General features: G+C 68.7%; 23 protein-coding genes and 1 tRNA gene. 12 read left to right on the top strand and 12 right to left on the bottom strand.

Translation table 11 applies throughout. From position 1 onward, the window contains the following. The first annotated feature begins 36 nt into the window (after positions 1 to 36). On the top strand, positions 37 to 1,425 hold the full coding sequence (locus tag ACIQCY_RS01335; RefSeq protein WP_400482083.1) for an MFS transporter: 1,389 nt from the start codon (positions 37 to 39) through the stop codon (positions 1,423 to 1,425). Positions 1,426 to 1,455: 30 nt separating this feature from the next. On the opposite strand, the gene dcd is transcribed toward ACIQCY_RS01335, so the two are convergent. Together dcd and kynA are read right to left on the bottom strand one after the other, a co-directional pair. Continuing rightward, positions 1,456 to 2,031 carry a dCTP deaminase gene (gene dcd, locus ACIQCY_RS01330; protein WP_400482082.1) on the bottom strand — a complete coding sequence of 192 codons (576 nt, stop codon included), beginning with the start codon at positions 2,029 to 2,031 and terminating at the stop codon, positions 1,456 to 1,458. Positions 2,032 to 2,063: 32 nt separating this feature from the next. Further along, positions 2,064 to 2,918 carry a tryptophan 2,3-dioxygenase gene (gene kynA / locus ACIQCY_RS01325; RefSeq protein WP_400482081.1) on the bottom strand — a complete coding sequence of 285 codons (855 nt, stop codon included), beginning with the start codon at positions 2,916 to 2,918 and terminating at the stop codon, positions 2,064 to 2,066. Between the two features lie 69 nt (positions 2,919 to 2,987). On the opposite strand from kynA, the gene ACIQCY_RS01320 reads away from it, so the two are divergent. The 10 genes from ACIQCY_RS01320 (at position 2,988) to ACIQCY_RS01275 (ending at position 11,504) form a co-directional block, all read left to right on the top strand. Continuing rightward, the gene (locus tag ACIQCY_RS01320; protein WP_400482080.1) at positions 2,988 to 4,037 is read left to right on the top strand and encodes a M4 family metallopeptidase; all 1,050 of its coding nucleotides are present in this window, start codon (positions 2,988 to 2,990) and stop codon (positions 4,035 to 4,037) included. After that, positions 4,034 to 4,501: a hypothetical protein gene (locus ACIQCY_RS01315; RefSeq protein WP_400482079.1), complete on the top strand. Its 468-nt coding sequence runs from the start codon at positions 4,034 to 4,036 to the stop codon at positions 4,499 to 4,501. The genes ACIQCY_RS01320 and ACIQCY_RS01315 overlap by 4 nt, the downstream gene beginning before the upstream one ends. Positions 4,502 to 4,525: 24 nt before the next feature. Then, a tRNA-Gly gene (locus ACIQCY_RS01310) sits at positions 4,526 to 4,596 on the top strand. A 100-nt stretch (positions 4,597 to 4,696) separates the two neighbouring features. Then, positions 4,697 to 5,128, top strand: a complete 432-nt coding sequence (panD, locus tag ACIQCY_RS01305; protein ID WP_400482078.1) for an aspartate 1-decarboxylase — start codon at positions 4,697 to 4,699, stop codon at positions 5,126 to 5,128. A gap of 261 nt (positions 5,129 to 5,389) precedes the next feature. Continuing rightward, positions 5,390 to 6,637: an extracellular solute-binding protein gene (locus tag ACIQCY_RS01300; protein ID WP_400482077.1), complete on the top strand. Its 1,248-nt coding sequence runs from the start codon at positions 5,390 to 5,392 to the stop codon at positions 6,635 to 6,637. Between the two features lie 122 nt (positions 6,638 to 6,759). Further along, complete coding sequence (locus ACIQCY_RS01295) at positions 6,760 to 7,647, top strand: carbohydrate ABC transporter permease (protein ID WP_400482428.1); 888 nt, start codon at positions 6,760 to 6,762, stop codon at positions 7,645 to 7,647. Beyond that, positions 7,647 to 8,495: a carbohydrate ABC transporter permease gene (locus tag ACIQCY_RS01290; RefSeq protein ID WP_400482076.1), complete on the top strand. Its 849-nt coding sequence runs from the start codon at positions 7,647 to 7,649 to the stop codon at positions 8,493 to 8,495. Before ACIQCY_RS01295 ends, ACIQCY_RS01290 begins: the two co-directional genes overlap by 1 nt. Positions 8,496 to 8,525: 30 nt before the next feature. Further along, entirely contained in the window at positions 8,526 to 9,890 is a 1,365-nt protein-coding gene (locus ACIQCY_RS01285) for an ABC transporter ATP-binding protein (protein ID WP_400482075.1), read from the top strand. Between the two features lie 207 nt (positions 9,891 to 10,097). Continuing rightward, complete coding sequence (locus tag ACIQCY_RS01280) at positions 10,098 to 10,478, top strand: hypothetical protein (protein WP_400482074.1); 381 nt, start codon at positions 10,098 to 10,100, stop codon at positions 10,476 to 10,478. Between the two features lie 39 nt (positions 10,479 to 10,517). Beyond that, a complete protein-coding gene (locus ACIQCY_RS01275; RefSeq protein WP_400482073.1) occupies positions 10,518 to 11,504 on the top strand; it encodes a hypothetical protein in 987 nt (328 codons plus the stop codon). On the opposite strand, the gene ACIQCY_RS01270 is transcribed toward ACIQCY_RS01275, so the two are convergent. The 10 genes from ACIQCY_RS01270 to ACIQCY_RS01225 form a co-directional block, all read right to left on the bottom strand. Then, complete coding sequence (locus ACIQCY_RS01270; RefSeq protein ID WP_400482427.1) at positions 11,501 to 12,592, bottom strand: SDR family oxidoreductase; 1,092 nt, start codon at positions 12,590 to 12,592, stop codon at positions 11,501 to 11,503. The genes ACIQCY_RS01275 and ACIQCY_RS01270 overlap by 4 nt on opposite strands. Before the next feature lie 118 nt (positions 12,593 to 12,710). Next, on the bottom strand, positions 12,711 to 14,693 hold the full coding sequence (locus ACIQCY_RS01265) for an NHL domain-containing thioredoxin family protein (protein WP_400482072.1): 1,983 nt from the start codon (positions 14,691 to 14,693) through the stop codon (positions 12,711 to 12,713). Then, complete coding sequence (locus tag ACIQCY_RS01260) at positions 14,690 to 16,825, bottom strand: cytochrome c oxidase assembly protein (RefSeq protein ID WP_400482071.1); 2,136 nt, start codon at positions 16,823 to 16,825, stop codon at positions 14,690 to 14,692. Before ACIQCY_RS01260 ends, ACIQCY_RS01265 begins: the two co-directional genes overlap by 4 nt. Positions 16,826 to 16,963: 138 nt before the next feature. Next, positions 16,964 to 17,242 carry an HU family DNA-binding protein gene (locus ACIQCY_RS01255; protein ID WP_400482070.1) on the bottom strand — a complete coding sequence of 93 codons (279 nt, stop codon included), beginning with the start codon at positions 17,240 to 17,242 and terminating at the stop codon, positions 16,964 to 16,966. 276 nt (positions 17,243 to 17,518) lie between these two features. After that, positions 17,519 to 17,824 carry a 30S ribosomal protein S14 gene (gene rpsN / locus ACIQCY_RS01250; RefSeq protein WP_026545363.1) on the bottom strand — a complete coding sequence of 102 codons (306 nt, stop codon included), beginning with the start codon at positions 17,822 to 17,824 and terminating at the stop codon, positions 17,519 to 17,521. A gap of 2 nt (positions 17,825 to 17,826) precedes the next feature. Next, a complete protein-coding gene (gene rpmG / locus ACIQCY_RS01245; protein ID WP_019481734.1) occupies positions 17,827 to 17,994 on the bottom strand; it encodes a 50S ribosomal protein L33 in 168 nt (55 codons plus the stop codon). Next, positions 17,994 to 18,230, bottom strand: coding sequence for a 50S ribosomal protein L28 (gene rpmB, locus ACIQCY_RS01240; protein ID WP_136452626.1), 237 nt, complete (start codon positions 18,228 to 18,230; stop codon positions 17,994 to 17,996). Before rpmB ends, rpmG begins: the two co-directional genes overlap by 1 nt. Positions 18,231 to 18,534: 304 nt before the next feature. Then, a complete protein-coding gene (locus ACIQCY_RS01235) occupies positions 18,535 to 19,677 on the bottom strand; it encodes a glucose-1-phosphate adenylyltransferase family protein (protein WP_400482069.1) in 1,143 nt (380 codons plus the stop codon). Between the two features lie 22 nt (positions 19,678 to 19,699). Continuing rightward, the gene (locus ACIQCY_RS01230; protein WP_400482068.1) at positions 19,700 to 20,275 is read right to left on the bottom strand and encodes a MarR family winged helix-turn-helix transcriptional regulator; all 576 of its coding nucleotides are present in this window, start codon (positions 20,273 to 20,275) and stop codon (positions 19,700 to 19,702) included. Between the two features lie 98 nt (positions 20,276 to 20,373). Beyond that, on the bottom strand, positions 20,374 to 21,156 hold the full coding sequence (locus ACIQCY_RS01225) for an SGNH/GDSL hydrolase family protein (protein WP_400482067.1): 783 nt from the start codon (positions 21,154 to 21,156) through the stop codon (positions 20,374 to 20,376). A 118-nt stretch (positions 21,157 to 21,274) separates the two neighbouring features. Here ACIQCY_RS01225 and ACIQCY_RS01220 point away from each other — a divergent pair, with 118 nt between their 5' ends. Then, positions 21,275 to 22,243, top strand: a complete 969-nt coding sequence (locus tag ACIQCY_RS01220; protein WP_400482426.1) for a diacylglycerol/lipid kinase family protein — start codon at positions 21,275 to 21,277, stop codon at positions 22,241 to 22,243. Positions 22,244 to 22,264 lie beyond the last annotated feature (21 nt).

The raw sequence follows: 22,264 nt of genomic DNA, 5'->3' as shown, positions 1-22,264 counted from the left end.
GCGTGACGGGGATCATACGGAGCTAGCATTCACCCTATGAGTACGCACCAGCAGCTTCCGCAGCCGGCGGAGGCCCCTGCACCCCTTCCCGCCGCGGGTTCGGGCCGCATCTTCAGCAGGCCCGTCCTGGCCTGGGCCTCGTGGGACTGGGGCTCGGCCGCCTTCAACGCGGTCATGACCACGTTCGTGTTCACGGTGTACCTCACGTCGGAGTCCTTCGGCGGTGAGGAACGGGCCTCGCAGGTGCTCGGCTGGGGCCTCGCCGTCGCCGGCCTGCTGATCGCCCTCCTCGCTCCCGTCACGGGCCAGCGCTCCGACCGCGGCGGACGCCGCAAGCTCTGGCTCGGCGTCAACACCCTGATCGTCACCGTGCTGACGGCCCTGTGCTTCTTCGTCCTCCCCAGCCCGGAGATGCTGATCCTCGGTGTCGCGCTGATCGCGGCCGCCAACATCTTCTTCGAGTTCGCCGGCGTGAACTACAATGCGATGCTGACCCAGATCTCGACGCCGTCGACCATCGGCCGCGTCAGCGGCTTCGGCTGGGCGATGGGATACGTGGGCGGCATCGTCGCACTCGTGGTGGTGCTGGTGGTGTTCATCCAGCCGGTCGTCGACTGGGCGGGCGCCTCGAGTGCCGACGGACTGAACATCCGCCTCGTGGCCGTCTTCTCCGCACTGTGGTTCGCGGCGTTCGCGCTGCCCGTGATGTTCACGGTGCCCGAGGTCCCGCGCAGGGCCGCGGCCGCGCACCTGGGATTCCTGGCCTCCTACGGCCTGCTGGTGCGCCGGGTGAAGGCCATCTACCGCGCGAGCCCGCACACGATCTACTTCCTGCTGGCGAGCGCCATCTTCCGGGACGGCCTCGCCGCCGTGTTCACCTTCGGCGGCATCCTCGCCGCCGGCGCCTTCGGCTTCTCCGCGAGCATGGTGATCGTCTTCGCGATCGCCGCCAATGTGATCGCCGCGCTCGGCGCCGTCATCGGCGGGTTCCTCGACGACCGCATCGGCCCGAAGCGCGTGATCATCGGCGCCCTGGTGGGATTGCTGGTGGCCGGGACCGCGATCCTCCTGCTCGGTACGGAGACGCATTCCTTCTTCGGCATGCACTGGACGTCGGACACCACGTTCTGGGTCTTCGGCCTGCTGCTGACACTGTTCGTCGGGCCGGCCCAGGCGTCGTCGCGGGCCTACCTCGCGCGCATCGCGCCGGTGGGCGACGAGGCCGAACTGTTCGGGCTGTACGCGACCACGGGCCGCGCGGTGAGCTTCCTCGCTCCCACCCTCTTCGCCCTGTGCATCGGGATCTTCGGCTCCCAGCTCTACGGCGTCATCGGGATCCTCGTCGTCCTGCTCGCAGGACTCCTCGTGCTGCTGCCGGTCAGGTCACCCGCACGGGTCAGGCGCGCCGTCGTGCCCGAGGCCTGACGGCCGTTCCCGGCCGAGGCCGGGGGGAGGTCAGATGTCCGTGCGGTGGAAGTTCAGGTGGCTGCGCGACGCCGTCGGGCCCCGCTGTCCCTGGTAACGGTTGCCGTACTCACCCGAGCCGTAGGGGTGTTCGGCAGGGGACGTCAGCTTGAAGAAGCACAGCTGCCCGATCTTCGAGCCGGGCCACAGCTTGATCGGCAGCGTCGCCATGTTGGACAGCTCGAGGGTCACGTGGCCGGAGAACCCGGGGTCGATGAAACCGGCGGTGGAGTGGGTCAGCAGTCCGAGGCGGCCCAGCGAGGACTTGCCCTCGAGGCGCGCGGCGATGTCGTCGGGCAGCGTCACCGTCTCGTAGGTCGACCCGAGGACGAACTCGCCGGGGTGCAGGATGAACGGCTCATCCGGCGCCACCTCGACGAGGCGCGTGAGGTCCGGCTGGTCCTCCGCGGGGTCGATGTGCGCGTACTTGTGGTTGTCGAAGAGCCGGAAGTAGCGGTCGATGCGGACGTCGACGCTGGAGGGCTGCACCATGGCGGGATCGTGCGGTTCGAGGACGATCCGCTGGGCGGCGAGTTCTGCTCGGATATCGCGGTCTGAGATCAGCACCGTCCAAAACTACCAGCCCGGGAGAAGCCTCCTCAGCGTCCGATCTCGGTACGCACCGCGAACAGTTCGGGGAAGAACGTGAGCTCCAGCGCCCGCTGGAGGAAGCCGACGCCGGACGAGCCGCCCGTGCCCGCCTTGAACCCGATGGTCCGCGCCACGGTCTTCAGGTGCCGGAACCGCCAGAGCTGGAAGTTGTCCTCGAGGTCCACGAGCTCCTCGCACGCCTCGTAGATGTCCCAGTGGCCCGCCGCGTCCTCGTACACCTGCTTGTAGACGGCGACCAGCGCGGGGTGGAACTCGTGGGCGACGCTCACATCGCGGTGGAGCAGGTCCTCGGGGATCGCGTAGCCGCGCCGCGCGAGCAGGGCGATGAACTCGTCGTACACGCTGCTCTGCGCCAGGAGTTCCGAGAGCAGGGCGCGGGCTGCCGGGTCGGACTCGAAGACCTGGATCATGGCGGCGTTCTTGTTGCCCAGCAGGAACTCGACGGCGCGGTACTGGTAGGACTGGAACCCGCTGGCGGACCCGAGGTCGCCCCGGAACTCCGCGTACTCGGACGGCGTGAGCGTCGCCAGCACCGACCACTGCTCGGTCAGCGAGCGCTGGATGTGCTTGATCCGGGCGACACCCTTCATGGCGGCCCGCAGGTCGTCGGCCCGCAGGTGCACCCGCACGGCGCGCAACTCGTGCAGCACGAGCTTGAGCCACAGCTCGGAGGTCTGGTGCTGGATGATGAACAGCATCTCGTCGTGGTGCGCCGGTGAGCTGGCGGGGTGCTGGGCGTCGAGGAGCCTGTCCAGCTCGAGGTACGAGCCGTAACTCATCTTGTCCGAGAAGTCCCGCTCGATCCCCTGCTCCAGCTTGCGGGTGTTCCGCTCTCCACTCATGCGGCAAGCCTACGTGCACCGGAATGTCGGGCCCCGGGACTAGGTTGGGACCAATCCAAGGAGGCCCCCATGCAGCGAATCCACTGCGGCATCGTCCCACCGCACCTTCTCACCCGCCTGGCCGCCCTTCGCGATCCGCGGCTCTCCGTCGCGGCCGAAGCCGCTCGCCACGCACTGCTGGAACTCGACCCGGTCCACGAGGTCCGCTCCCGAGCACTGAGGGCGCCCGTCCAGCGGGGTTCGGCCGTCGCCGGGACGCTGACACGGCGCATCCACGACGCCGGCAGCCGGGAGGAGCTCCCCGGGGACCTGGTGCGGGCAGAGGGCGCCCCCGCCACCGGGGACACCGCGGCGGACGAGGCCTACGACGGACTCGGCTCCACCTACCGGCTGTTCAGCGAGGAATACGGCCGCTCGTCGATCGACGGCGCCGGCAAGCCCCTCGAGGCCACGGTCCACTACGGCGCCAACTACGACAACGCCTTCTGGGACGGCACCCGCATGGTCTTCGGGGACGGCGACGGCGAGATCTTCGGGCGCTTCACGGCATCCCTCACGGTGATCAGCCATGAGCTCACGCACGGCTTCACGCAGTACTCCACCAACCTGGAGTACCAGGGACAGTCGGGCGCGCTCAACGAATCACTCTCGGACGTATTCGGCGTGCTCGTGGAGCAGCGGGAACTCGGCCAGGACGCGGGTTCGGCGTCCTGGCTCGTGGGGGCCGGCATCTTCACCGACCAGGTGGAGGGAGCGGCGCTTCGCTCGCTCAGGGCGCCGGGCACGGCCTACGACGACGACGTCCTCGGCAAGGATCCACAGCCCGCCACCATGGCGGACTACGTCGAGACGACGTCGGACAACGGCGGCGTCCATATCAACTCCGGCATCCCGAACCATGCGTTCTACCGTGCGGCCACCGCACTCGGCAGCCCCGCCTGGGAGGGCGTGGGACGCATCTGGTACGACGCCGTCCTCAGCGGCAGCATCCCGCCCGACTGCGATTTCCCGACCTTCGCGGGCGCCACGATCAGCGCAGCGCAAAAGCGGTTCGGCGACGGCAGCCGGGAGGCGGGCGCCGTCGCGGACGCGTGGGCGCAGGTCGGCGTGCTGCCGTGAAGATCGAGATCACCCGCTCCGGCGGCTTCGCCGGGCTCACCCGGACCTGGACCCTCGAGGTCAGCCGGACGGAAGCCGAGCAGCGGTGGCTTCCCCTCGCGGAAGCCGAAGCGGGGAGCACCGGGTCCGGGGCGCCCCCTGGCGTCGCATCCCCGGGCGGGGTTTCTTCGGGCGGGGTTTCTTCGGGCGGGGGTTCTTCGGAGGCACCGGCCCCTGGGGCGCAGCGCGATCGCTTCACCTACCGGATCGCCATCGGCTACACGGAGGTGCACGTCCCCGAGAGCCGGCTCGAGGACCCGTGGCGGGAACTGATCGAGCGGGCGCGCGCAGCGCCTCCGATGCCCGGGGCTCCCCCGGCTCCCGGCTCCCGGGAGGGTCGGGGGGCGCCCGCCCCGGACGGACCCGGAGGCACGGACGCCGGGCACACCGACACCGATCCGGGGAAGCCGCAAGAACTGTTGTAAGGTGATGGAGCGGTTCACCACCGTGCGGGCGTAGCTCAATGGTAGAGCGCTAGCTTCCCAAGCTCGATACGCGGGTTCGATTCCCGTCGCCCGCTCTTCTCGTCCTCCCGCGGAGGCCCTCGGCGCCCCTGGGTGTGCCGAAGGACACCTCTCCCGTCCGCCTCCCGGTGCGCCTTCGGCAGTATCCTTGAGGCGATGAATCGAACAATGTTCAAGTCGAAGATCCACCGTGTCACGGTCACCCACGCCAACCTGCACTACGTGGGTTCCGTGACCGTCGACCTCGACCTGCTCGACGCCGCGGACATCCTCCCCGGAGAGCTGGTCTCGATCGTCGACATCACCAACGGCGCTCGGCTCGAGACCTATACCATCGCCGGCGAGCGCGGCTCGGGCGTGATCGGCATCAATGGTGCCGCGGCCCATCTCGTCCAGCGTGGCGATCTCGTCATCCTGATCACCTACGCGCAGATGACCACGGAGGAGGCACGGGCCTTCGTCCCCACCGTGGTCCACGTGGACGCCGCCAATCGGATCGTCGAACTCGGTTCCGACCCGGCCGAAGCGGTGACCGGCGACGTCGAGCGTCCTCCCTTCGCCCTGGACAGCTCCGCCGTCCCGGCCTGAGCCCTTCCCGGTCCACGGGCACCTCCCTGCACTTCCTCCGCACATCCTGCACGCGCTGCCGAATAGCAAGCACCCTGTCTAGCGATTTGGGCCCCCAAGGCATAGGGTCGAAAAGCAAGCTTGCTTAGGCTGTCGATTCCAGCGAACCGTCAGCCGGGTTGTCTACAAGGATGTGGAGGCTCGGTACGAATGCCGACTAGTCGAAGAACACGCAGTGCAGGAAAGAGCCGCCCGAAGGCCACCGTCCTGGCCGGCCTCGTAATGGGCACGCTGGTCATGAGCGGGTGCGGTCCCGCGCAGGCGGACAATTCCCTGACCTGGTACATCAACCCCGACAACGGGGGCCAGGCCGACATAGCGCAGAAGTGCACTGACGAATCGGGCGGCCGCTACCGCATCGAGACCTCGCTCCTGCCGAGTGACGCCGCCTCCCAGCGGGAACAACTGGCACGGCGCCTGGCCGCGGGTGATTCGTCGCTCGACATCATGAGCCTCGATCCGCCCTTCATCCCCGAACTCGCGGAGCCCGGGTTCCTCGCCCCGGTGCCCGACGACGTCGCCGATAGCACCACGGAGAACGTCGTGGAGGGCGCCCTCGCGGGAGCGACCTGGAAGGACGAACTCGTCACGGTCCCGTTCTGGGCCAACACGCAGATCCTTTGGTACCGCAAATCGGTTGCGGAGGCCGCCGGCCTCGACATGAGCAAGCCCGTCACCTGGGACCAGATCATGGAAGCCGCGAAGAGCCAGGAGAAGTCACTGGGCGTCCAGGGCGCGCAGGCGGAATCGATGACGGTGTGGGTGAATGCCCTGATCGAGTCGGCGGGGGGCTCCATCATCGTCGACCCCGAGGCGACGGCGGACACCATCGAGCTCGGCCTCGATTCCGACGCCGGTGTCGCCGCAGCGGAGGTGATCTCCACGATCGGCAAGGACGGACTGGGCGGTCCGGGGCTCCCCACCCAGGACGAGAACGCCTCGCTCATCGCCTTCCAGGGCGATTCCGGCTCCTTCATGGTCAACTACCCGTTCGTCTGGCCTGCGACCACGGCCGCCGTCGAAGAGGGCACGCTGGACCAGGCGGTCGTCGACGACCTCGGCTGGGGCATTTTTCCACGCATGACGGCGGACCAGGAGTCGGCGCCGCCGCTGGGTGGCATCAATCTCGGCGTCGGAGCCGAGAGCGACAACCCCGAACTAGCGTACGAGGCGATCCAGTGCATCGTCTCGGTCGAGAACCAGTCGGAGTACTTCGTGACCAACGGCAATCCGCCGTCGAACACGGAAGCCTACGAGGACCCCCGGATCGAGGAGACCTTCCCGATGGCCGAGACCATCAGGGACTCCCTCCAGGTCGCAGCACCCCGCCCGCAGACCCCGTTCTACAACGAGGTCTCCACCGGCATCCAGCAGCGCTGGGCGCCACCCGCCGACGTCGATCCCGAGAGCACTCCGGAGACGTCGAGCAACTTCATCACTTCGGTCCTTCGAGGGGAGCAACTCCTGTGACCTCCGCCATCCCGGCGAAGACGACGACGGCGTCGTCCACCGAGCCCGGTCCGCGCCTCGAGCGCGACACCGCCAAGAGCAACGGCAAGAACAGAAGACCGCAGGCGCAGTACAGCGACCGCGTGCGAGCGGAGCGGCGGCTCGGCTGGATCCTTGCGGGGCCGGCGTTCGTCATCATGCTGCTCGTCACGCTGTATCCGATCCTGCAGGCCATCTTCGAATCGCTGTTCCGCTTCCGCCTCACGGCGCCCGGCGAGCGCGAATTCATCGGCCTCGGCAACTACGCCGTGATCCTCTCGGACCCGGTCTGGTGGTCGGGCCTGTGGACCACCGTGTTGATCACCGTCATCACCGTCGTCGTGGAACTCGTGCTCGGCTTCGCGCTCGCCCTGGTGATGCACAAGGCCCTGAAATCCGTGCGAGGGCTGCTGCGCACGGCGATCCTCGTGCCGTACGGCATCATCACGGTGGTGTCGGCCTTCGCCTGGTTCTACGCGTTCGACATCAATTCCGGCTACATCAACAACTGGTTCGGCTGGCTCCCCGGCATCGACGAGAACCTGAACTGGTTCGCGCAGGGTCCCACGGCCCTCTTCGTCATCATGGCCTCGGAGATCTGGAAGACCACCCCGTTCATCTCGCTGCTCCTCCTCGCCGGGCTCGCGCAGGTCCCCGACGAACTCAGCGAAGCGGCGAAGGTCGACGGCGCCACCTGGTGGGAGCAGATGCGCAAGGTCATCATCCCGAACATGAAGGCCGCGATCATGGTCGCGGTCCTCTTCCGGGCGCTGGACGCGTTCCGCATCTTCGACAACGTGTTCATCATGACCAACGGGGCCTACGGCACGGAAGTGCTGTCGCTGCTCGCCTACCGACAATCGATCAGCCGCCTCGAGATCGGACTCGGCTCCGCCGTCTCCGTGCTCCTGTTCCTGTGCGTCCTGCTGATCTGCTTTATCGCGATCAAGCTGTTCAAGGTCGATCTCGCCGGATCGCAGGGAGGAAAGTAATGACGAACACCAGTACCCGGGGCAAGGTCCTGTGGGCCATCGTCACCGTCCTCGTCCTGATCTACGCACTGTTTCCCGTGGTCTCGATCCTGGCGACGTCGTTCAAGGCGCCGAGCGACCTGACGAGCGGCAAGTTCCTTCCGACATCGGGTAGGGCTACGACATCCAACTACGAGCAGATCCTGGTGGGGGACGCCCAGGGGCTCTTCCTCTCGGCGCTGCGCAACTCGATCGGCATTACGCTGATCGCGACGTTCATCGCCGTCGTCCTGGCGACGCTGTGCGCCTACGCGATCGCGCGGCTGGACTTCCCGGGCAAGAAGCTGGTGCTCACCACGGCCCTGGCGGTCTCGATCTTCCCGGTCATCTCGATCGTGACCCCCCTGTTCAACCTGTGGCGCACCATCGGCCTGTACGACACGTGGCTCGGCCTGATCATCCCGTACCTGTCCCTCACCCTCCCCATCTCCATCTGGACCCTCGCCGCGTTCTTCCGGCAGATCCCGTGGGAACTGGAGCAGGCGGCGCAGGTCGACGGCGCCACGACGTGGCAGGCCTTCCGCAAGGCGATCGTGCCCCTGGCTGCACCCGGCGTCTTCACGACGGCGATCATCGCGTTCTTCATCGCGTGGAACGACTTCGTGTACGGCATCTCCCTGACCTCGACGGAAGCGGCGCGGCCCGTGCCCGCCGCTCTCGCGTTCTTCACGGGCGCCTCACAGTTCGAGGCACCGACAGGAGCCATCTCGGCGGCGGCGATCATCGTCACCATCCCGATCGTCCTCCTCGTCCTGCTCTTCCAACGCCAGATCGTCTCGGGCCTGACCTCGGGCGCCGTCAAGGGCTAACGCCCCCGGTTCAAGTAAAGGATTCGCACCATGGCTTCAATCACCCTCAACCACCTCGTCAAGAAGTACGGTGACGGTTTCCCCGCCGTCAACGACGTCAGCATCGACATCGCCGACGGGGAGTTCATCATCCTCGTGGGCCCCTCGGGCTGCGGGAAGTCCACGCTGCTGCGCATGATCGTGGGCCTGGAGGACATCACGGACGGCGACCTCCTCATCAACGGCCAGCGCGTGAACGACAAGGCGCCCCGCGACCGCAACCTGGCGATGGTGTTCCAGAACTACGCGCTGTACCCGCACCTCACGGTGTACGAGAACATCGCCTTCCCCCTGCGCCTGGCCAAGGGCAAGCACTCTGAGGAGCAGGTGGACAAGCTCGTCACCGAGGCCGCCGCCACCCTGGAGCTCACCGACCACCTGCAGCGCAAGCCTGCGAACCTCTCGGGTGGCCAGCGGCAGCGAGTCGCGATGGGCCGCGCGATCGTGCGCCAGGCCGACGCGTTCCTCTTCGACGAGCCACTCTCCAACCTCGACGCCAAGCTGCGGGGGCAGATGCGCTCCGAGATCTCCCAGATGCAGCGCCGCCTCGGCGTCACCTCGGTCTACGTGACCCACGACCAGACCGAAGCCATGACCCTCGGTGACCGGGTGGCGGTGCTGAAGAAGGGCGAACTCCAGCAGATCGCCTCACCGCGCGAGTTGTACGAGCAGCCCGTCAACCTCTTCGTCGCGGGCTTCATCGGTTCGCCGTCGATGAACTTCCTGCCGGCCACCCTCGAGGGCACGACCCTGAAGACCGCGATCGGGGACCTCGAGATCCCGCAGGACAAGGCGCAGAAGGCTGCGGGCAAGAAGGTCGTCCTCGTGGGTGTGCGCCCCGAGTTCTTCGAGGACGCCAAGCTCGTGGAGGACCACAAGAAGGCCAACGGGTCCACCTTCACCGCCACGCTGACCCATACCGAATGGCTGGGCAACGAGCAGTACGGGTACATCAACTTCGATCCCGCTCCCGAGATGCGGGAACTGCTCAACAGCCTCGCGCGCGACATGGACGCCGACGAACTTCGCCCGCAGGTGGTCGTCACCCTGGACGCCGCGAGCCGCATCCGCGGCGGTCGCGAGGCGGAGATCTGGCTCGACACCCGCAAGCTCCACCTGTTCGACGCCGAGAGCGGCGAGAACCTGACGCGGGACGCCGAGGCGGGCGCCGAACTGACGCGCGAGGCCGCGGAGGAGCGTGCCGAGGAGATCGCCACCGCCCAGCAGGCGGACGGCAACGGCAACGGTTTCGGCAACGGCAACGGCGCGTCCGGGCATGCTTCCGCTGCCACGGTCGATGCCGGGGCCGGCCGTTCGGGCGGCGCGACGGCGGCGGGCGGGAAGCACGCCGGCTGATCCACCGCAGCGCGCGGCCGTACGCCCGGCCGCGCCGGCAGGATTCGACCAGCAGGACCGGCACCCCGGAGGGGGCACCGGTCCTGCTGTGTAGTCTGGCCCTATGGTCGAACACGACGGCGCTATCCGGGCTGCCGGCATTCCTGCCGGACACGTCCCCGAGGGGCCCACCGTCCGGCGTGGAGTTGCCCTCGTGGACGCCCGCCCATGGTCGTGATCGAGATCGTCAGTTCCACCCTCATGGCGTTGGGCGTGGGGCTGCTCCTTGCTGCGCTGCTCATCCGGTTGGTGTACGGCTCCTGGACCGGGACCCAGGCCATCGCGTTCGAGCACGAGGGCCACCCGTACCTCCGCTGGCACGATCACCGGTACCGCATCATCGAGGCGCTGTGGTCCAGCGGCATCCGACGGCGGCAGCGCGGCTCCGTGGTTCCGCCGCCGCCGGGCACGGACGTCCCGATCTTCTTCCACGCCCGCAACCCCACCCACTGGTCCCTCGAGGAACCGTATCGGGGCACCCGGATCGTCGCCCTCGTCGGGCTCGCGTGCGCCGTCGCCGGGGCCCTGCTGGGCTTCCTTCCCGGCTGACTTCCCGGCTGAAGGGGCACACCCGGTACCGTTGATGGGGTGCACACCACCCCGGTAGTGAAGGTTCTGGCGGCCTGGCTGCTCGGCCTCATGCTGGTCGGCGCGGCCTTCATCGCGACCGTGTCCGTCCTGAACGCGCGGCTCTACAGCCCCGAGCACCAAGTGGGCCTGTACCTCGACGCCCTGCACGACGGCGACGGCGGCAAGGCCCTCGGCCTCCTCAACGCGTCCGTGCCGGAGGGCGCGAATCCCACCCTGCTGGATGGCGACGCCCTACGCCGGGCGAGCGCGTCCCTCGAGGACGTCGACGTCGGGGATGCCCGGGAGGCAGGAGCGGACCGCGTCGAGGTGCCGGTGACCTACACCCTCGACGGGGTTGGGACGACGACGGTCTTCCCCCTCCAGCGCACGGGTACGGAGTGGGGCTTCTTCAATGTCTGGCGGTTCGAGCAGACCGTCCTGCCGCTCGTCGAGGTATCGGCGCTCAACAGCCTCGAGGCCACGGTGAACGGCGTCCCGGTGGGGCTGCCCGGCGGCTCGGCGGCCCTGGCCACCTTCTATCCGGCCGTGATCACCGCGCAGTACGAGGGCACGTACTTCTCCGCTCCCGAACGGCGTGCGGCGGTCACGAACCGCGAGGCTCCCCCGCCTCCGCTGGCCCTCGCCACGGAGGCGACGCCGGAACTCACGCAGGCGGTGGCCGACCAGCTGCATGCCTTCCTGGATGCCTGTGCGGAGCAGACCGTCTTCCAGCCCGCCGACTGCCCGTTCGCCTACCCGACGAACGAGCGGCTCGCCGGCGACATCGCCTGGTCCATCGAGGAATACCCGGCGGTGTCCATCACCCCGAGCGACGGCGAGTGGCTGCTGGCACCGCTCCGGGGATCCGCCCGCATCGAGACCCGGTTGCGGGACCTGTTCTCCGGTGCGGTCCGGGAGGTCTCGGAGACCGTACCGTTCGAGTTCGGCGCCGAGCTGCAGGTGGGCGAGGACGCCGTCACGGTCACGCCCGTGGTGCGCTACTAGGGGATCAGGTTGTCGGCTCGGTACCGCTCGAAGAGCGAGATGAACGCGTCGACGGTCCGCCGGTATCCGGTGAAGCCCGCCACCCGGCTCTTGCCCATGTCGGTCACCACCTCGATCCCGCGTCCCAGATCACCGTCCGTGTGCCACCAGGACGCCATCCGGTCCAGGTCCGGTTCCGCGAGCCCGTGGCGCCGGGCGAGCTCCCGCCACTGTTCCTGCCGTCCGGCCATGGCCTGCTCGAGCGGACGGGGGGCCTCGCCGTAGCCTTCCCACTCGACGCCGAAGTACGCGGCGAGCTGAGGCCACATCCAGCGCCACCTGAAGACGTCCCCGTTGACGATGTTGAAGGCTTCGTTCGCGGCAGCGGGGGTCGTGGCGGCCCACAGCATGTGCTGGGCGAGGAGCCCGGCATCGGTCATGTCGGTCAGCCCGTTCCACTGCGTCTCGGAGCCGGGGAAGACGAAGGGCTCGCCCGCGTCCCTGCACAGTGCCGCCTGGGTGGCGAGCGTGAGGCCCATGTTCATGGCGTTGCCCACGGCGTGGCCGATCACCGTGTGCGCGCGGTGCACCGACCAGCTGAAGCCCTGCTCCGCCGCCGCGGCGAACAGTTCGTCCTCCTGCGCGTAGTAGAAGTTGCGCACCGGCAGGCGCGGCTCCTCCTCGTGGAAGGGGGTGTCGGGCATCTCGCCGGCAGCATAGGCCTCGAACGGGCCGAGGTAGTGCTTGAGCCCCGTCATGAGGGCCGCATGGGCCACCGGCTTCCCGCGGAGGGCGGCCAGGAGGTCACGGAGCATCCCCGCGTTGACCTCGATGTTCTCCTCCTCCGTGTCGCGCCGGGACCAGGCGGTGAAGAAGACGTGCGTCGGTTGTTCCGGTGCGAGAACCGCTGCCAGCGACTCGGCGGAGGTCAGGTCCGCCGACAGCCAGCGCACGCCGTCGCGCTCTGCGCCGGCCCGGCGGGACAGGGCCAGCACCGGCCATCCCCCGGCGGTGAGTTCGTCGACGAGTGCTGATCCCGCGATGCCCGTGGCTCCCACCACGAGTGCGGTGCGCGTGCCGTTGCCTGATGTCCGCTGATCGATCGTCATACCGGCGACAAGCCAGCTCACCCGGCGGATATTCCTGCGGGTGCCGCGAAAGACGGCCCCCGGACGCACGAAGGGCACCGGCCGGGAAGCCGATGCCCTTCGTGCTGTCAGGACGACGTCAGTCGAGGCCGCGCAGATCCAGGCTCAGGGCGGTGTCCCCGTCGGCCGAGATCGAGACCGGGATGCCCCAGTCCTGCTGGTACATGTGGCATGCCGCGTGGTCGGGGATCTCCCCGCCCGGCTCGCCGTCGCAGGACGCCGCGCGCGCGGTGATGTGCAGCACCCCGTCGCCCGCATCGGGCGAGAGGACGAGCTCACGCGTCAGCCCCGTGGACGTGCCGCCGCCCGAGACGAGGAGGGACTCCGGCGAGGCACTGATCTTGAGTTGCGTGGGATCACCCCAGCGGTCGTCGAGCTTCTGGCCCTTCGGCGCGGCGAAGCGCACGGTGAGGGCCACGGGTCCTGCCGACATCGGCGTCTTCGGGCGCTGGGTCTGTGATGCTCCCTCGTCCACGGCGAGCGCTTCCTTGGGCAGCGGCACACGGACCAGCTGGTGCCGGTTCGTCTCGACCACGATGAGCAGAGGATCACCGCCGTCGGCCACCGGCGTCATGTCCACGAGGACGTCCGACGGCTCGGAGAGACCGCGGAGCAGGGTCGACACCTGGCGGGTCGCGGGATCATACCGGCGGACGGCGCCGTTGTAGGTGTCCGCGATGGCGATCGAACCGTCCGGCAGTGCCGTGACGCCCAGCGGATGCTGCAGGCGTGCCTGCTCGGCATCGCCGTCGCGGAAGCCGAAGTCGAACAGTCCGGTTCCCACCGCCGTCTGGACCTGGACCCTGCTGCGTCCGTTCACCTCGACGAAGGACAGCAGGCGCACCGAGGACGTCTCGGAGTCGGCGATCCAGATGGTGCCGTTGGCGTCCTCGGCGAGGCCGGAGGACTGGGCGAACCAGGCCGCCGAGGCGTCGCCGTCGAGCAGTCCCTCGAGCCCCGTCCCGGCGAGGACCTCGACGGCGTGCGTGCGGGGATCGTAGCTGAAGATCTGGTGCGTGCCGGCCATGGCGATGACCACACGCTCCAGCACCGACGAGTACAGCACGTCCCACGGCGAGGACAGCGAGATGTCCAGGGCATCGGTGCCGAGCTGTGTCTCGGTGAGCCGTGGCGTCTCGCTGGGTGCCCCGATCTCCTGGGAGTTCTCCTGCCGCCCGGTCTTGGTGTGGTTGCCGGCGTCGAGCAGTCGCTGGGTGCCGTTGCCCGCGAGGGTGCGCACCTCCCCCGTGGCGAGGTCCACACCGCGCAGGCGGTGGTTCACGGAGTCGGCGACGACGACGTCGTACCCGACCTCCGCGGCCAGCTCGGCCGGCAGCAGCGCGACGCCCTGGGGTTCGTTGAACTCGGCCTCGCCGGCGCCTCCGTCACGGAAGCTCTTCCGGCCGGAGCCGATGGTGCGCCGCACGGTGACGAGGTCCGCTTCGAGTTCCACGAGCCTGTGGTGCCCGGTGTCACCGGCGAGGAAGGTGCCGGTGGCGGGCAGTGCGAGGAGCTTCCCGGGGAACTTCAGGTCCCCTGCGGTGCTTTCGGCGGGGACGTACGGGCCGTCCCCGCGGTGCAGCGTCCCCTTGGCCTCGTGCTCGGCCACGAGCTCCTCGACGAGCGAGGTGAGACCGGCGGCGTGACCCTCACCGGAGAGGTGCGCCACGATGTACCCCTCGGGGTCGATCACCACGAGCGTGGGCCACGCACGGGCCGTGTAGGCCTGCCAGGTAGTCAGCTCGGGGTCGTCGAGGACGGGGTGGTGGATGTCGTACCGCTCGACGGCGGCGGCGAGGGCCACCGGGTCGGCCTCGTGCTCGAACTTCGGCGAGTGCACGCCGACGGTGACGAGGACGTCCGAGTACTGCTCCTCGAGGGGCCGGAGCTCATCGAGGACATGCAGGCAGTTGATGCAGCAGAACGTCCAGAAGTCGAGGATCACGATCTTCCCGCGGAGGTCCTCGAGCTGCAGCTGCCTGCCGCCGGTGTTGAGCCAGTTACGGCCGGTCAGGGCTGAGCCGCGCACGCGGTAGCCGGTGCGCACGGTGGTCTCGGTCATTCATCGTCTCCTGCAGTGGTGGTCACCCGCGCGGTGCCCTGCTGACCGGGACGGCGGGGGCCGGCATCGCGCGCGGCGAGGTCGGCGAACATGTTGTTGTAAGCGGCGAGGTCGGCGTCGTTATTCCTGTCCGCCGCGCGGTCCTTGCGCTTCGTCTCGCGCGCATCAGAACGGGACCACATGACGGCCACGCCGATCGCGAGCAGGAGCGTCGGCAGTTCGCCGACACCCCACGTGACCGCACCGCCCACCTGCTGGTCGGCCAGGGCGGAGGCACCCCAGTTCCGGCCCATGTTGCCGAACCAGGAGGCCTCGAGCAGGGACGTCGAGCCCATGAGCGTGACGCCGAAGAAGGCGTGGAAGGCCATGGTCGCGAAGAGGAGCAGGATCCGCATCGGGTACGGGGCGCGCAGCGGAACCGGATCGGACCCGATCATCGAGAGCACGAAGATGTAGCCGGTGATGAGAAAGTGGGTGATCATCAGCTCGTGGCCCACGTGCTCGCGGAGGGCGAAGCCGAAGAGCGGCGAGTAGTAGAAGACGATGATCGACGCCACGAAGTTGCCCGCTGCGAACAGCGGATGGGTGATGATCCGCGACGGCCACGAGTGCACGATCACGAGGATCCACTCCCGCAGGCCGCGGGTACCGTCGCGCCGCGCGCCGAGCGCCTTCAGCGCCAGGGTGACGGGCGCGCCGAGGACGAGGAAGAGCGGTACCACCATGGTCAGCGCCATGTGGTCCACCATGTGGGCGCTGAAGAGGACCATGCCGTAGATGGCCGGTGCGCCGGAGGTGAAGTAGGTCAGCAGTGCCAGGCCCACGAGCCAGCTGATGAGCCTCACCGGAGACCACGAATCGCCGCGGCGGTGCAGCTTGGCCATGCCGAGGATGTAGGCGACGCCGAAGGTCAGGGCGACGGTGATCCACAGCCAGTCCGGCCGCCACTCGGTGAGCCAGCGGGCCGCGGTGGGCTCGGGCGGGAGATCGTACCCCGTGAGGATCCGCGCCGGGCCGGCCTCCGTGGGCAGCTCCTCGGCGCGTGGCGGCGCGGTCCGGCCGAGGGCTCCGGCCACCCCGGACACGGCGCCCATGATGACGAGCTCGACGGTGATGAGCTGCCACAGCACCCGGCGTGCGGACAGCTTGGAGGCCACGGTTCCGGTGGACGCCTCGAGCTGCGGGATGATCCACTGCCGGTGCATCCACCCGATGCCGCCCAGCAGGAGCGTGGCGATGGTCTTGAAGGTGACGAGGAGCCCCCACTGGGAGCTCAGCTGCGCGAGATCGGTGATCCGGAGGCTGGCGTTCACGACACCTGAGCCCACTACGAGGAGGAAGGCGAAACCCGCCAGCGCGGAGAAGCGCTTGAGGACCGGCAGGGCGTCCCGGCCCAGGGTGCCGCTGACCACGGCGAGGGAGATGATGCCGCCCACCCAGAGGCAGACGCCGACGAGGTGCAGCGCGATGGAGTTGACCGCGGCGTTGTGGTCGTCCCCACTGGCCGAGTGGCCGATCAGCGCCATGGGCAGCAGGTTCAGGAGAGCGAGCACCATGGACAGCGCCAGGCCGTTCTGGGACCGGACGCCGAAGAGGATCGTGGCCAGCACTGCGGAGACGATCGAGGTCACCAGCCAGGCGCGCCCCGTGGAGAAGTCCGTCAAGAAGGCGGCGAGCCCCTGCGTGTAGGTGGGATCGGTGCTCAGTGGCAGTCCCGCAGCATCCGAATACGTGAACACCAGGACGCCCAGTGCTCCGAGCGTCCACGCGACGGCCGAGACCGAGGCGAGGAGGAGCACACGCGTGAAGGCCGGGTGCTCCGCGGCCGACTCCTTCGGCTTCCTGCCGTTGCCGCCGACCTTCCGGGGCAGCATGACGACGGCGAAGACGAGGGCTCCGATGGTCGCGGCGGCTGCCGTGTTGTTGAGCACCTTCGCGACGGGCAGGCCCCACCGGGTCAGGGCGCCCGGATCGCCGAGCTGCCTCGCTGCTGCGGCACCCGAGTAGAACAGGGCGACGACGAGGGCGGCGAAGACGACGACACCGGCGGCGATCAGCCAGCCGACCCCGATGGCACGCTCCGGCGCAGCACTGGTGAGCGCCTCGCGCGGTTGCTTTGCTGTAGTCGACACATACACCATTCTCTACCCGCAGTAGAAATAGGGCCAATTCCCCGGGCCGCTCCCGCCGGCGCCCCGGCTCGGGCCGTGAAGGCTTAAACGACGGAGGACCGCTGCCCTGAAGGCAGCGGTCCTCCAGCGATCCGCGAACTACTTGGCGGAAGCCTTCAGCTTCGAGCCGGCGGTCAGCTTGACGCTGTGGCCGGCGGCGATCTGGATGGTCTCACCGGTCTGGGGGTTGCGACCGGTGCGCGCTGCGCGGCTGGTGCGCTCGACGGCAAGCCATCCGGGGATGGTGATCTTCTCGTCCTGTGCGATGGACTCGGCGAAGACGTCGAACAGAGCGTCAAGGACGCTGTTGACTGCAGCCTGGCTGGTGTCAGCCTTCGCTGCTACCTCGGCAACAAGATCACTACGGTTTTTAGCCACTTTTGGTCCTCCTGGACGTCACTCTTCTGAACGAGCTTTTCACGGTAGTCGAAAAGCCTCTGTTCGAAAACCTATCAGTTCGGCTGCCCTCTTCCGCGTGTTCACGCGGCTTTTCGGCATTTGGTCGCGCGTTTTCGGGCTGTTGGGCGCCGGTGGCGGCCATACGAGCAGCCGCACCGGGAAACGGAGAAGCCGACAACCCGAGGGCTGCCGGCTTCTTCGTTCACCGCGCGAAGCGGCAGGTGGTACTGGTGGGACACGGGGTCCCGGAGGCTGCTACCAGCTCGACTTGGTCACGCCGGGCAGTTCGCCCCTGTGAGCCATGTCGCGGAAGCGGACACGCGAGATGCCGAACTTCTGGAGCGTGCCACGGGGGCGCCCGTCGATCTGGTCGCGGTTACGCAGGCGCACCGGCGAGGCGTTGCGGGGAAGCTTCTGCAGGCCGAGGCGAGCGGCTTCGCGTGCTTCGTCGGTGGCGTTCTCGTCGACGAGGGTCTTCTTCAGCTCGAGGCGCTTGGCCGCGTAGCGCTCGACGATGACCTTGCGCTGCTCGTTGCGAGCAATCTTTGACTTCTTGGCCATGGTTAGCGCTCCTCTCGGAATTCGACGTGCTTGCGGATCTTGGGGTCGTACTTCATCAGGACCATGCGGTCCGGATCGTTACGACGGTTCTTGCGCGTCACGTAGGTGTAGCCCGTCCCTGCGGTGGACTTCAGCTTGATGATCGGACGTACGTCCTTGTCCTTTGCCATTAGAGCTTCACTCCCCTCGCGAGGATCGACGCGACGACAGCCTCGATGCCGCGGACGTCGATCGTCTTGATGCCGCGGGCGGAGACCTGCAGCGTCACGTTGCGGCGCAGGGAAGGCACGTAGTAGCGCTTCTTCTGAATGTTGGGGTCGAACCGGCGCTTGTTGCGGCGGTGCGAGTGCGAAATGCTGTGTCCAAAGCCGGGCTCGGCTCCGGTCACTTGGCAGTGGGCTGCCATAACTCTCCTCCAGATTAGATGAACGTGACGGAATCACTTGTTGGGCGTCCCGCCACCAGTAATGACACCGTTATTACTGCAGCTTTCCGGAGGTTGGCCTGGCAGGGTGAGAACCTGCCGAAGCGCCTCGCCGCGGGGAAGACGGTGAAGATCGGGCCGCGCGGCCTTTTGGCCGGCGCAGCCCTACATTCCAGGTAGTCGCGGGTAGTTGCGCGGACTCCGCTCCGTCCGCAGACGGGTCGGCGTCAGCCACAGCCAAACGCCCTACCATACTACCGGCAGGATCTGGCCTGACCAAAACGGGTCAGTCGTCCATCCGCCCGTGCCGGTCCACGACCGCCGGGGCGTCCGGGCCCGCGCCTATGCGCTCGCCGGAGACGACAGCGCCGGAATCGACGATCGCGTGCCGCACCGTGGCACCGTCGGTCAGCCGGACGCGGTTCAGCAGGACGGAATCCTCGACGACCGCTCCGGCCTCCACCGTGGCCCCCGACCCGACGACGCTCCTGCGGACCGTCCCGTGCACCACCGCGCCCGGTGCGATCATCGAGTTCGCGATCACGGCGCCCTCCCCGATGAAGGCCGGGACCAGCTGCGGGGGTTCGGTGAGGACGGGCCACTGCGGATCCGCGAGATCCAGTCCCTTGCCGTCCACGAGGTCGAGGTGTGCCCGGAGGTAGTTGGCCGGTGTCCCGAGGTCGCGCCAGTATCCCTCGAGCCGGTGTTCGACGACGGATCCCTGCTCCACGAGGTGCGGCACGAGGTGGTGGCCGTAGTCACCCAGTCCCTCACGGCCGTCCTGCAGGTGCTCGAGCGCATCGAGGAGAGCCGGCGCGGAATACAGGAAGACCTCCGCCGCGACGACGCTCGTCCGCGGCTCCTCCGGTTTGTAGGCGAAGCCGGTGACCCTGCCGGCGTCGTCCACGTCGACCACGCCGTGGTTGGAGGCGTCGCCGTCGAAGTCGACCGTGACCATCGTCAGGGCGGCGCCGGCGGCGCGGTGCGTGTCGACGACGTCGCGGTAGTCGAGGCGGTACAGGTGGTCCGAGCTGAGGACGAGGACGAGGTCCGGCGCGAAGTCCCGGATGAAGGAGGCCTGCCGGAGAAGGCCGTCCGCATTGCCCTCGGCGAACCCCTCGCCCTCGTGTCCGCTGAAGGGAGGCAGCACCAGCAGTCCCCCGCGCGTGCGGTCGAGGTCCCAGGGCCGTCCGTTGCGGAGGTGGTCGTTGATGGTCTTCGGCTGGTACTGCTCCATGATCCAGACGTCGGAGATGCCGCTGTGGTGCAGGTTCGACAGCGCGACGTCGATGAGCCGGAAGCTGCCGGCGAGGGGCATGGCGGGCTTCGCACGGTGGTCGGTGAGGGCTCCGAGGCGGCCTCCCGCACCGCCCGCCAGGACGATCGCCAGGATCCGTGGCTGGTGCCGGAACTGCGCGTGTTGGTTCATCTGCCGTCCTGTCCTGCCAGGATCACTGCCCGGCGTCGTGTGCCTGGTGGAGTGCGGGCAGCGGCTCCCGGCTACCCGCAGAGGGAGCGACCCCGCCTGCCACGGCGCCCTCGGCCGCCGCCTCGCCGTCGGACAGGATCCAGTGGGCGCTGTCCATGCCGCGCAGGATCTTGCGACCCACCCGTTCGAGGTCCGCGACGTCCCGTCCGTCGAGGGAGTCGAAGACCAGGGAGCGCACCTGGGAGACGTGGGACACCGCGAGTTCCGCCAGCATCCCGAGGCCGGCGGGGGTGAGGGACGCGGTGGTCACGCGGCCGTCGGAATCGGAGGGCAGCCGGGTGACCCAGCCTCGCCCCTCGAGCTTCTTCACCACGTGGCTGAGACGCGAGAGCGAGGCCGTCGAACGGGCCGCGAGCTCGCTCATCGGCAGGCGCGTGCCCTCCGACTCCGACAGCATCGCCAGCACGTGGTAGTCGAACAGGGTGATGCGGGCCTCGCGGAACAGGTGGGCATCGAGTGACGCGGGGAGCAGGGACGTGAGTGCGTAGAGTGCCAGCCATGCCCGCCGCTCGTCGGGTGTGAGCCATTGCGCCGCCATTGCCTCATTCTGGCATACCGCCCCACAGGCGCCGTAGGGCTCCGCCCCTGCCCGTGCACGGTTGCGGGCGGCGCCGGCACCGTGTTCCTTCGAGGGCCTCAGGCGTGAACGGACGCCCAGTGCGGGTGGCCCAGGGCCGGGTACTTCGGCACCAGTTCGTCACCCGAGGAGACACCGCGCAGGCGCCTGCCCACCCACGGCGTGAGGTACTCCCGCGCCCACTGAGCGTCGGCCCGCAGCTGCTCGATCCGCTTCAGGGCCGGGCGCGCCTCGAGTTCCGGCACGTCCACCTGGTGCGAGGCCTTCATGGCCTCGAGGACCCGTGCGGCCATGAGCGTGTGGCCCGCCGTGGACATGTGCATGCGGTCCACATCCCAGTAGCTCCAGTCCTGGAACTCGCGGAGGCGCCAGTAGTCCACCACCGTGGCAGCACGCTCGTCGGCGATCTCGCGCACCCACTCGTTGTAGACGGCGGTGCGGCCGCGGGTCTTCCCGAAGACCGCGGAGCCCGAGGCGTCGAATCCGGTGAAGAGCACGACGTCGGCGCCTGCCTCGCGGAGCCGGGCTATGCCGGCGTCGTAGTGGGACATGAGGAGGTCGATGTCGATCCGCGGGCGCAGGATGTCGTTCGCGCCGGCGTAGATCGTGACGAGCGTCGGCTCCAGGGCGAGGGCGGCGTCGATCTGCTCGTCGAGGATCTGGCGCATCTTCTTGCCGCGGATCGCGAGGTTGGCGTAGCCCCAGGACGGGTCGGCGAGGATGAGCTGCTCGGCGACGCGGTCGGCCCAGCCGCGGACGCCGTTGGGGGACGCCGGGTCCCAGTCGCCCACCCCTTCCGTGAAGGAATCGCCGAGGGCCACGTATCGCGAAGTGTAAGTCACGTCCAAAAGATTACCCTCGGCACCGGAGGGCACCGGGATAAGCTCGACGCACCCACCCGTTGACACCCGCACGAAGGACACCATGCCCACCGACGCTACATCCGAGGCGACTGCCGGCGTGGTCGCGGACGCCGGATCGGGCGGCCGTCGCGCCGCGCTCATCATCAACCCCATCAAGGCCACCACCTCCGATGTGGCGGGCGCCGTCCGCCGCATCTCCGCCGAGGACGGCTGGGAGGATCCCCTCGTCATCGAGACCACGGCGGACGATCCCGGTCACGGCCAGGCGCGCCAGGCTCTCGACGCCGGGGTAGACCTCGTCATCGCGGCCGGCGGCGACGGCACGGTCCGCTGCGTCGCCGAGGAACTGGCCGGGACCGGCACCATGATGGCGCTCGTGCCGCTCGGCACGGGGAACCTCCTGGCCCGCAACCTCGACATCGCCGTCGACGACCCGGACGCCGCCGTCGAAGCCGCCTTCCGCGGGACCGAACGCACCATCGACGTCGTGCACGTGACGGTGGACCGGGCGCAGGACGCCCACGTCTTCCTCGTCATGGCCGGTATCGGCTACGACGCCGCCATCATGTCCGACACGCGTGACGAGCTGAAGGACAAGGTGGGCTGGCTCGCCTATGTCGACGCCGGGATCAGGAACCTCCCGGGCAGGCCGGCCCGGACCACCATCTCCGTGGACGGCGGCAGGCCCTTCGAGCGCCGTCTCCGCAGCGTGATGGGCGGGAACTGCGGGAAGATCATGGGCGGCCTCGAGATCTTTCCCGGCGCGAAGATCGACGACGGCCTGATGGACCTCATGACCGTCGCCCCCAAGGGCAGGCTCGGCTGGCTCGCCGTTGCGGGCAAGCTGTTCACACGCGGCAAGGGCAAGGGCAAGGACCCCTCCCTCGAGTACTTCCAGTGCCGCACGGCGGAGGTCACCCTGCGCGAGCCGCTCGAGGTGCAGCTCGACGGCGACCCGCTGGGCAAGGCGACGCACATGGCCTTCGAGATGAAGCCCGACTCGCTCCGGCTCCGGATGCCGCTGGGCTACAAGGACCCCGCCGTCGTCAGCGAGCCCCTGCCGTAGCGGAAGGAGGCGGCACCTCCC

It is taken from the genome of Arthrobacter sp. NPDC092385, from assembly GCF_044755105.1.
In the GTDB taxonomy this organism is placed as follows: Bacteria; Actinomycetota; Actinomycetes; order Actinomycetales; family Micrococcaceae; genus Arthrobacter_D.
This window is presented reverse-complemented; position numbering and strand designations above follow the sequence as displayed.

What these genes read in the sequence shown, in the direction of transcription:
- ACIQCY_RS01335 (WP_400482083.1), top strand. Translation starts at nt 37, where the DNA reads ATGAGTACGCACCAGCAGCTTCCGCAGCCGGCGGAGGCCCCTGCACCC.
- kynA (WP_400482081.1), bottom strand. Translation starts at nt 2,918, where the DNA reads ATGAGTGGAGAGCGGAACACCCGCAAGCTGGAGCAGGGGATCGAGCGG.
- ACIQCY_RS01320 (WP_400482080.1), top strand. Translation starts at nt 2,988, where the DNA reads ATGCAGCGAATCCACTGCGGCATCGTCCCACCGCACCTTCTCACCCGC.
- panD (WP_400482078.1), top strand. Translation starts at nt 4,697, where the DNA reads ATGAATCGAACAATGTTCAAGTCGAAGATCCACCGTGTCACGGTCACC.
- ACIQCY_RS01300 (WP_400482077.1), top strand. Translation starts at nt 5,390, where the DNA reads ATGGGCACGCTGGTCATGAGCGGGTGCGGTCCCGCGCAGGCGGACAAT.
- ACIQCY_RS01290 (WP_400482076.1), top strand. Translation starts at nt 7,647, where the DNA reads ATGACGAACACCAGTACCCGGGGCAAGGTCCTGTGGGCCATCGTCACC.
- ACIQCY_RS01285 (WP_400482075.1), top strand. Translation starts at nt 8,526, where the DNA reads ATGGCTTCAATCACCCTCAACCACCTCGTCAAGAAGTACGGTGACGGT.
- ACIQCY_RS01280 (WP_400482074.1), top strand. Translation starts at nt 10,098, where the DNA reads ATGGTCGTGATCGAGATCGTCAGTTCCACCCTCATGGCGTTGGGCGTG.
- ACIQCY_RS01270 (WP_400482427.1), bottom strand. Translation starts at nt 12,592, where the DNA reads ATGACGATCGATCAGCGGACATCAGGCAACGGCACGCGCACCGCACTC.
- ACIQCY_RS01265 (WP_400482072.1), bottom strand. Translation starts at nt 14,693, where the DNA reads ATGACCGAGACCACCGTGCGCACCGGCTACCGCGTGCGCGGCTCAGCC.
- rpsN (WP_026545363.1), bottom strand. Translation starts at nt 17,824, where the DNA reads ATGGCCAAGAAGTCAAAGATTGCTCGCAACGAGCAGCGCAAGGTCATC.
- rpmG (WP_019481734.1), bottom strand. Translation starts at nt 17,994, where the DNA reads ATGGCAAAGGACAAGGACGTACGTCCGATCATCAAGCTGAAGTCCACC.
- rpmB (WP_136452626.1), bottom strand. Translation starts at nt 18,230, where the DNA reads ATGGCAGCCCACTGCCAAGTGACCGGAGCCGAGCCCGGCTTTGGACAC.
- ACIQCY_RS01235 (WP_400482069.1), bottom strand. Translation starts at nt 19,677, where the DNA reads ATGAACCAACACGCGCAGTTCCGGCACCAGCCACGGATCCTGGCGATC.
- ACIQCY_RS01230 (WP_400482068.1), bottom strand. Translation starts at nt 20,275, where the DNA reads ATGGCGGCGCAATGGCTCACACCCGACGAGCGGCGGGCATGGCTGGCA.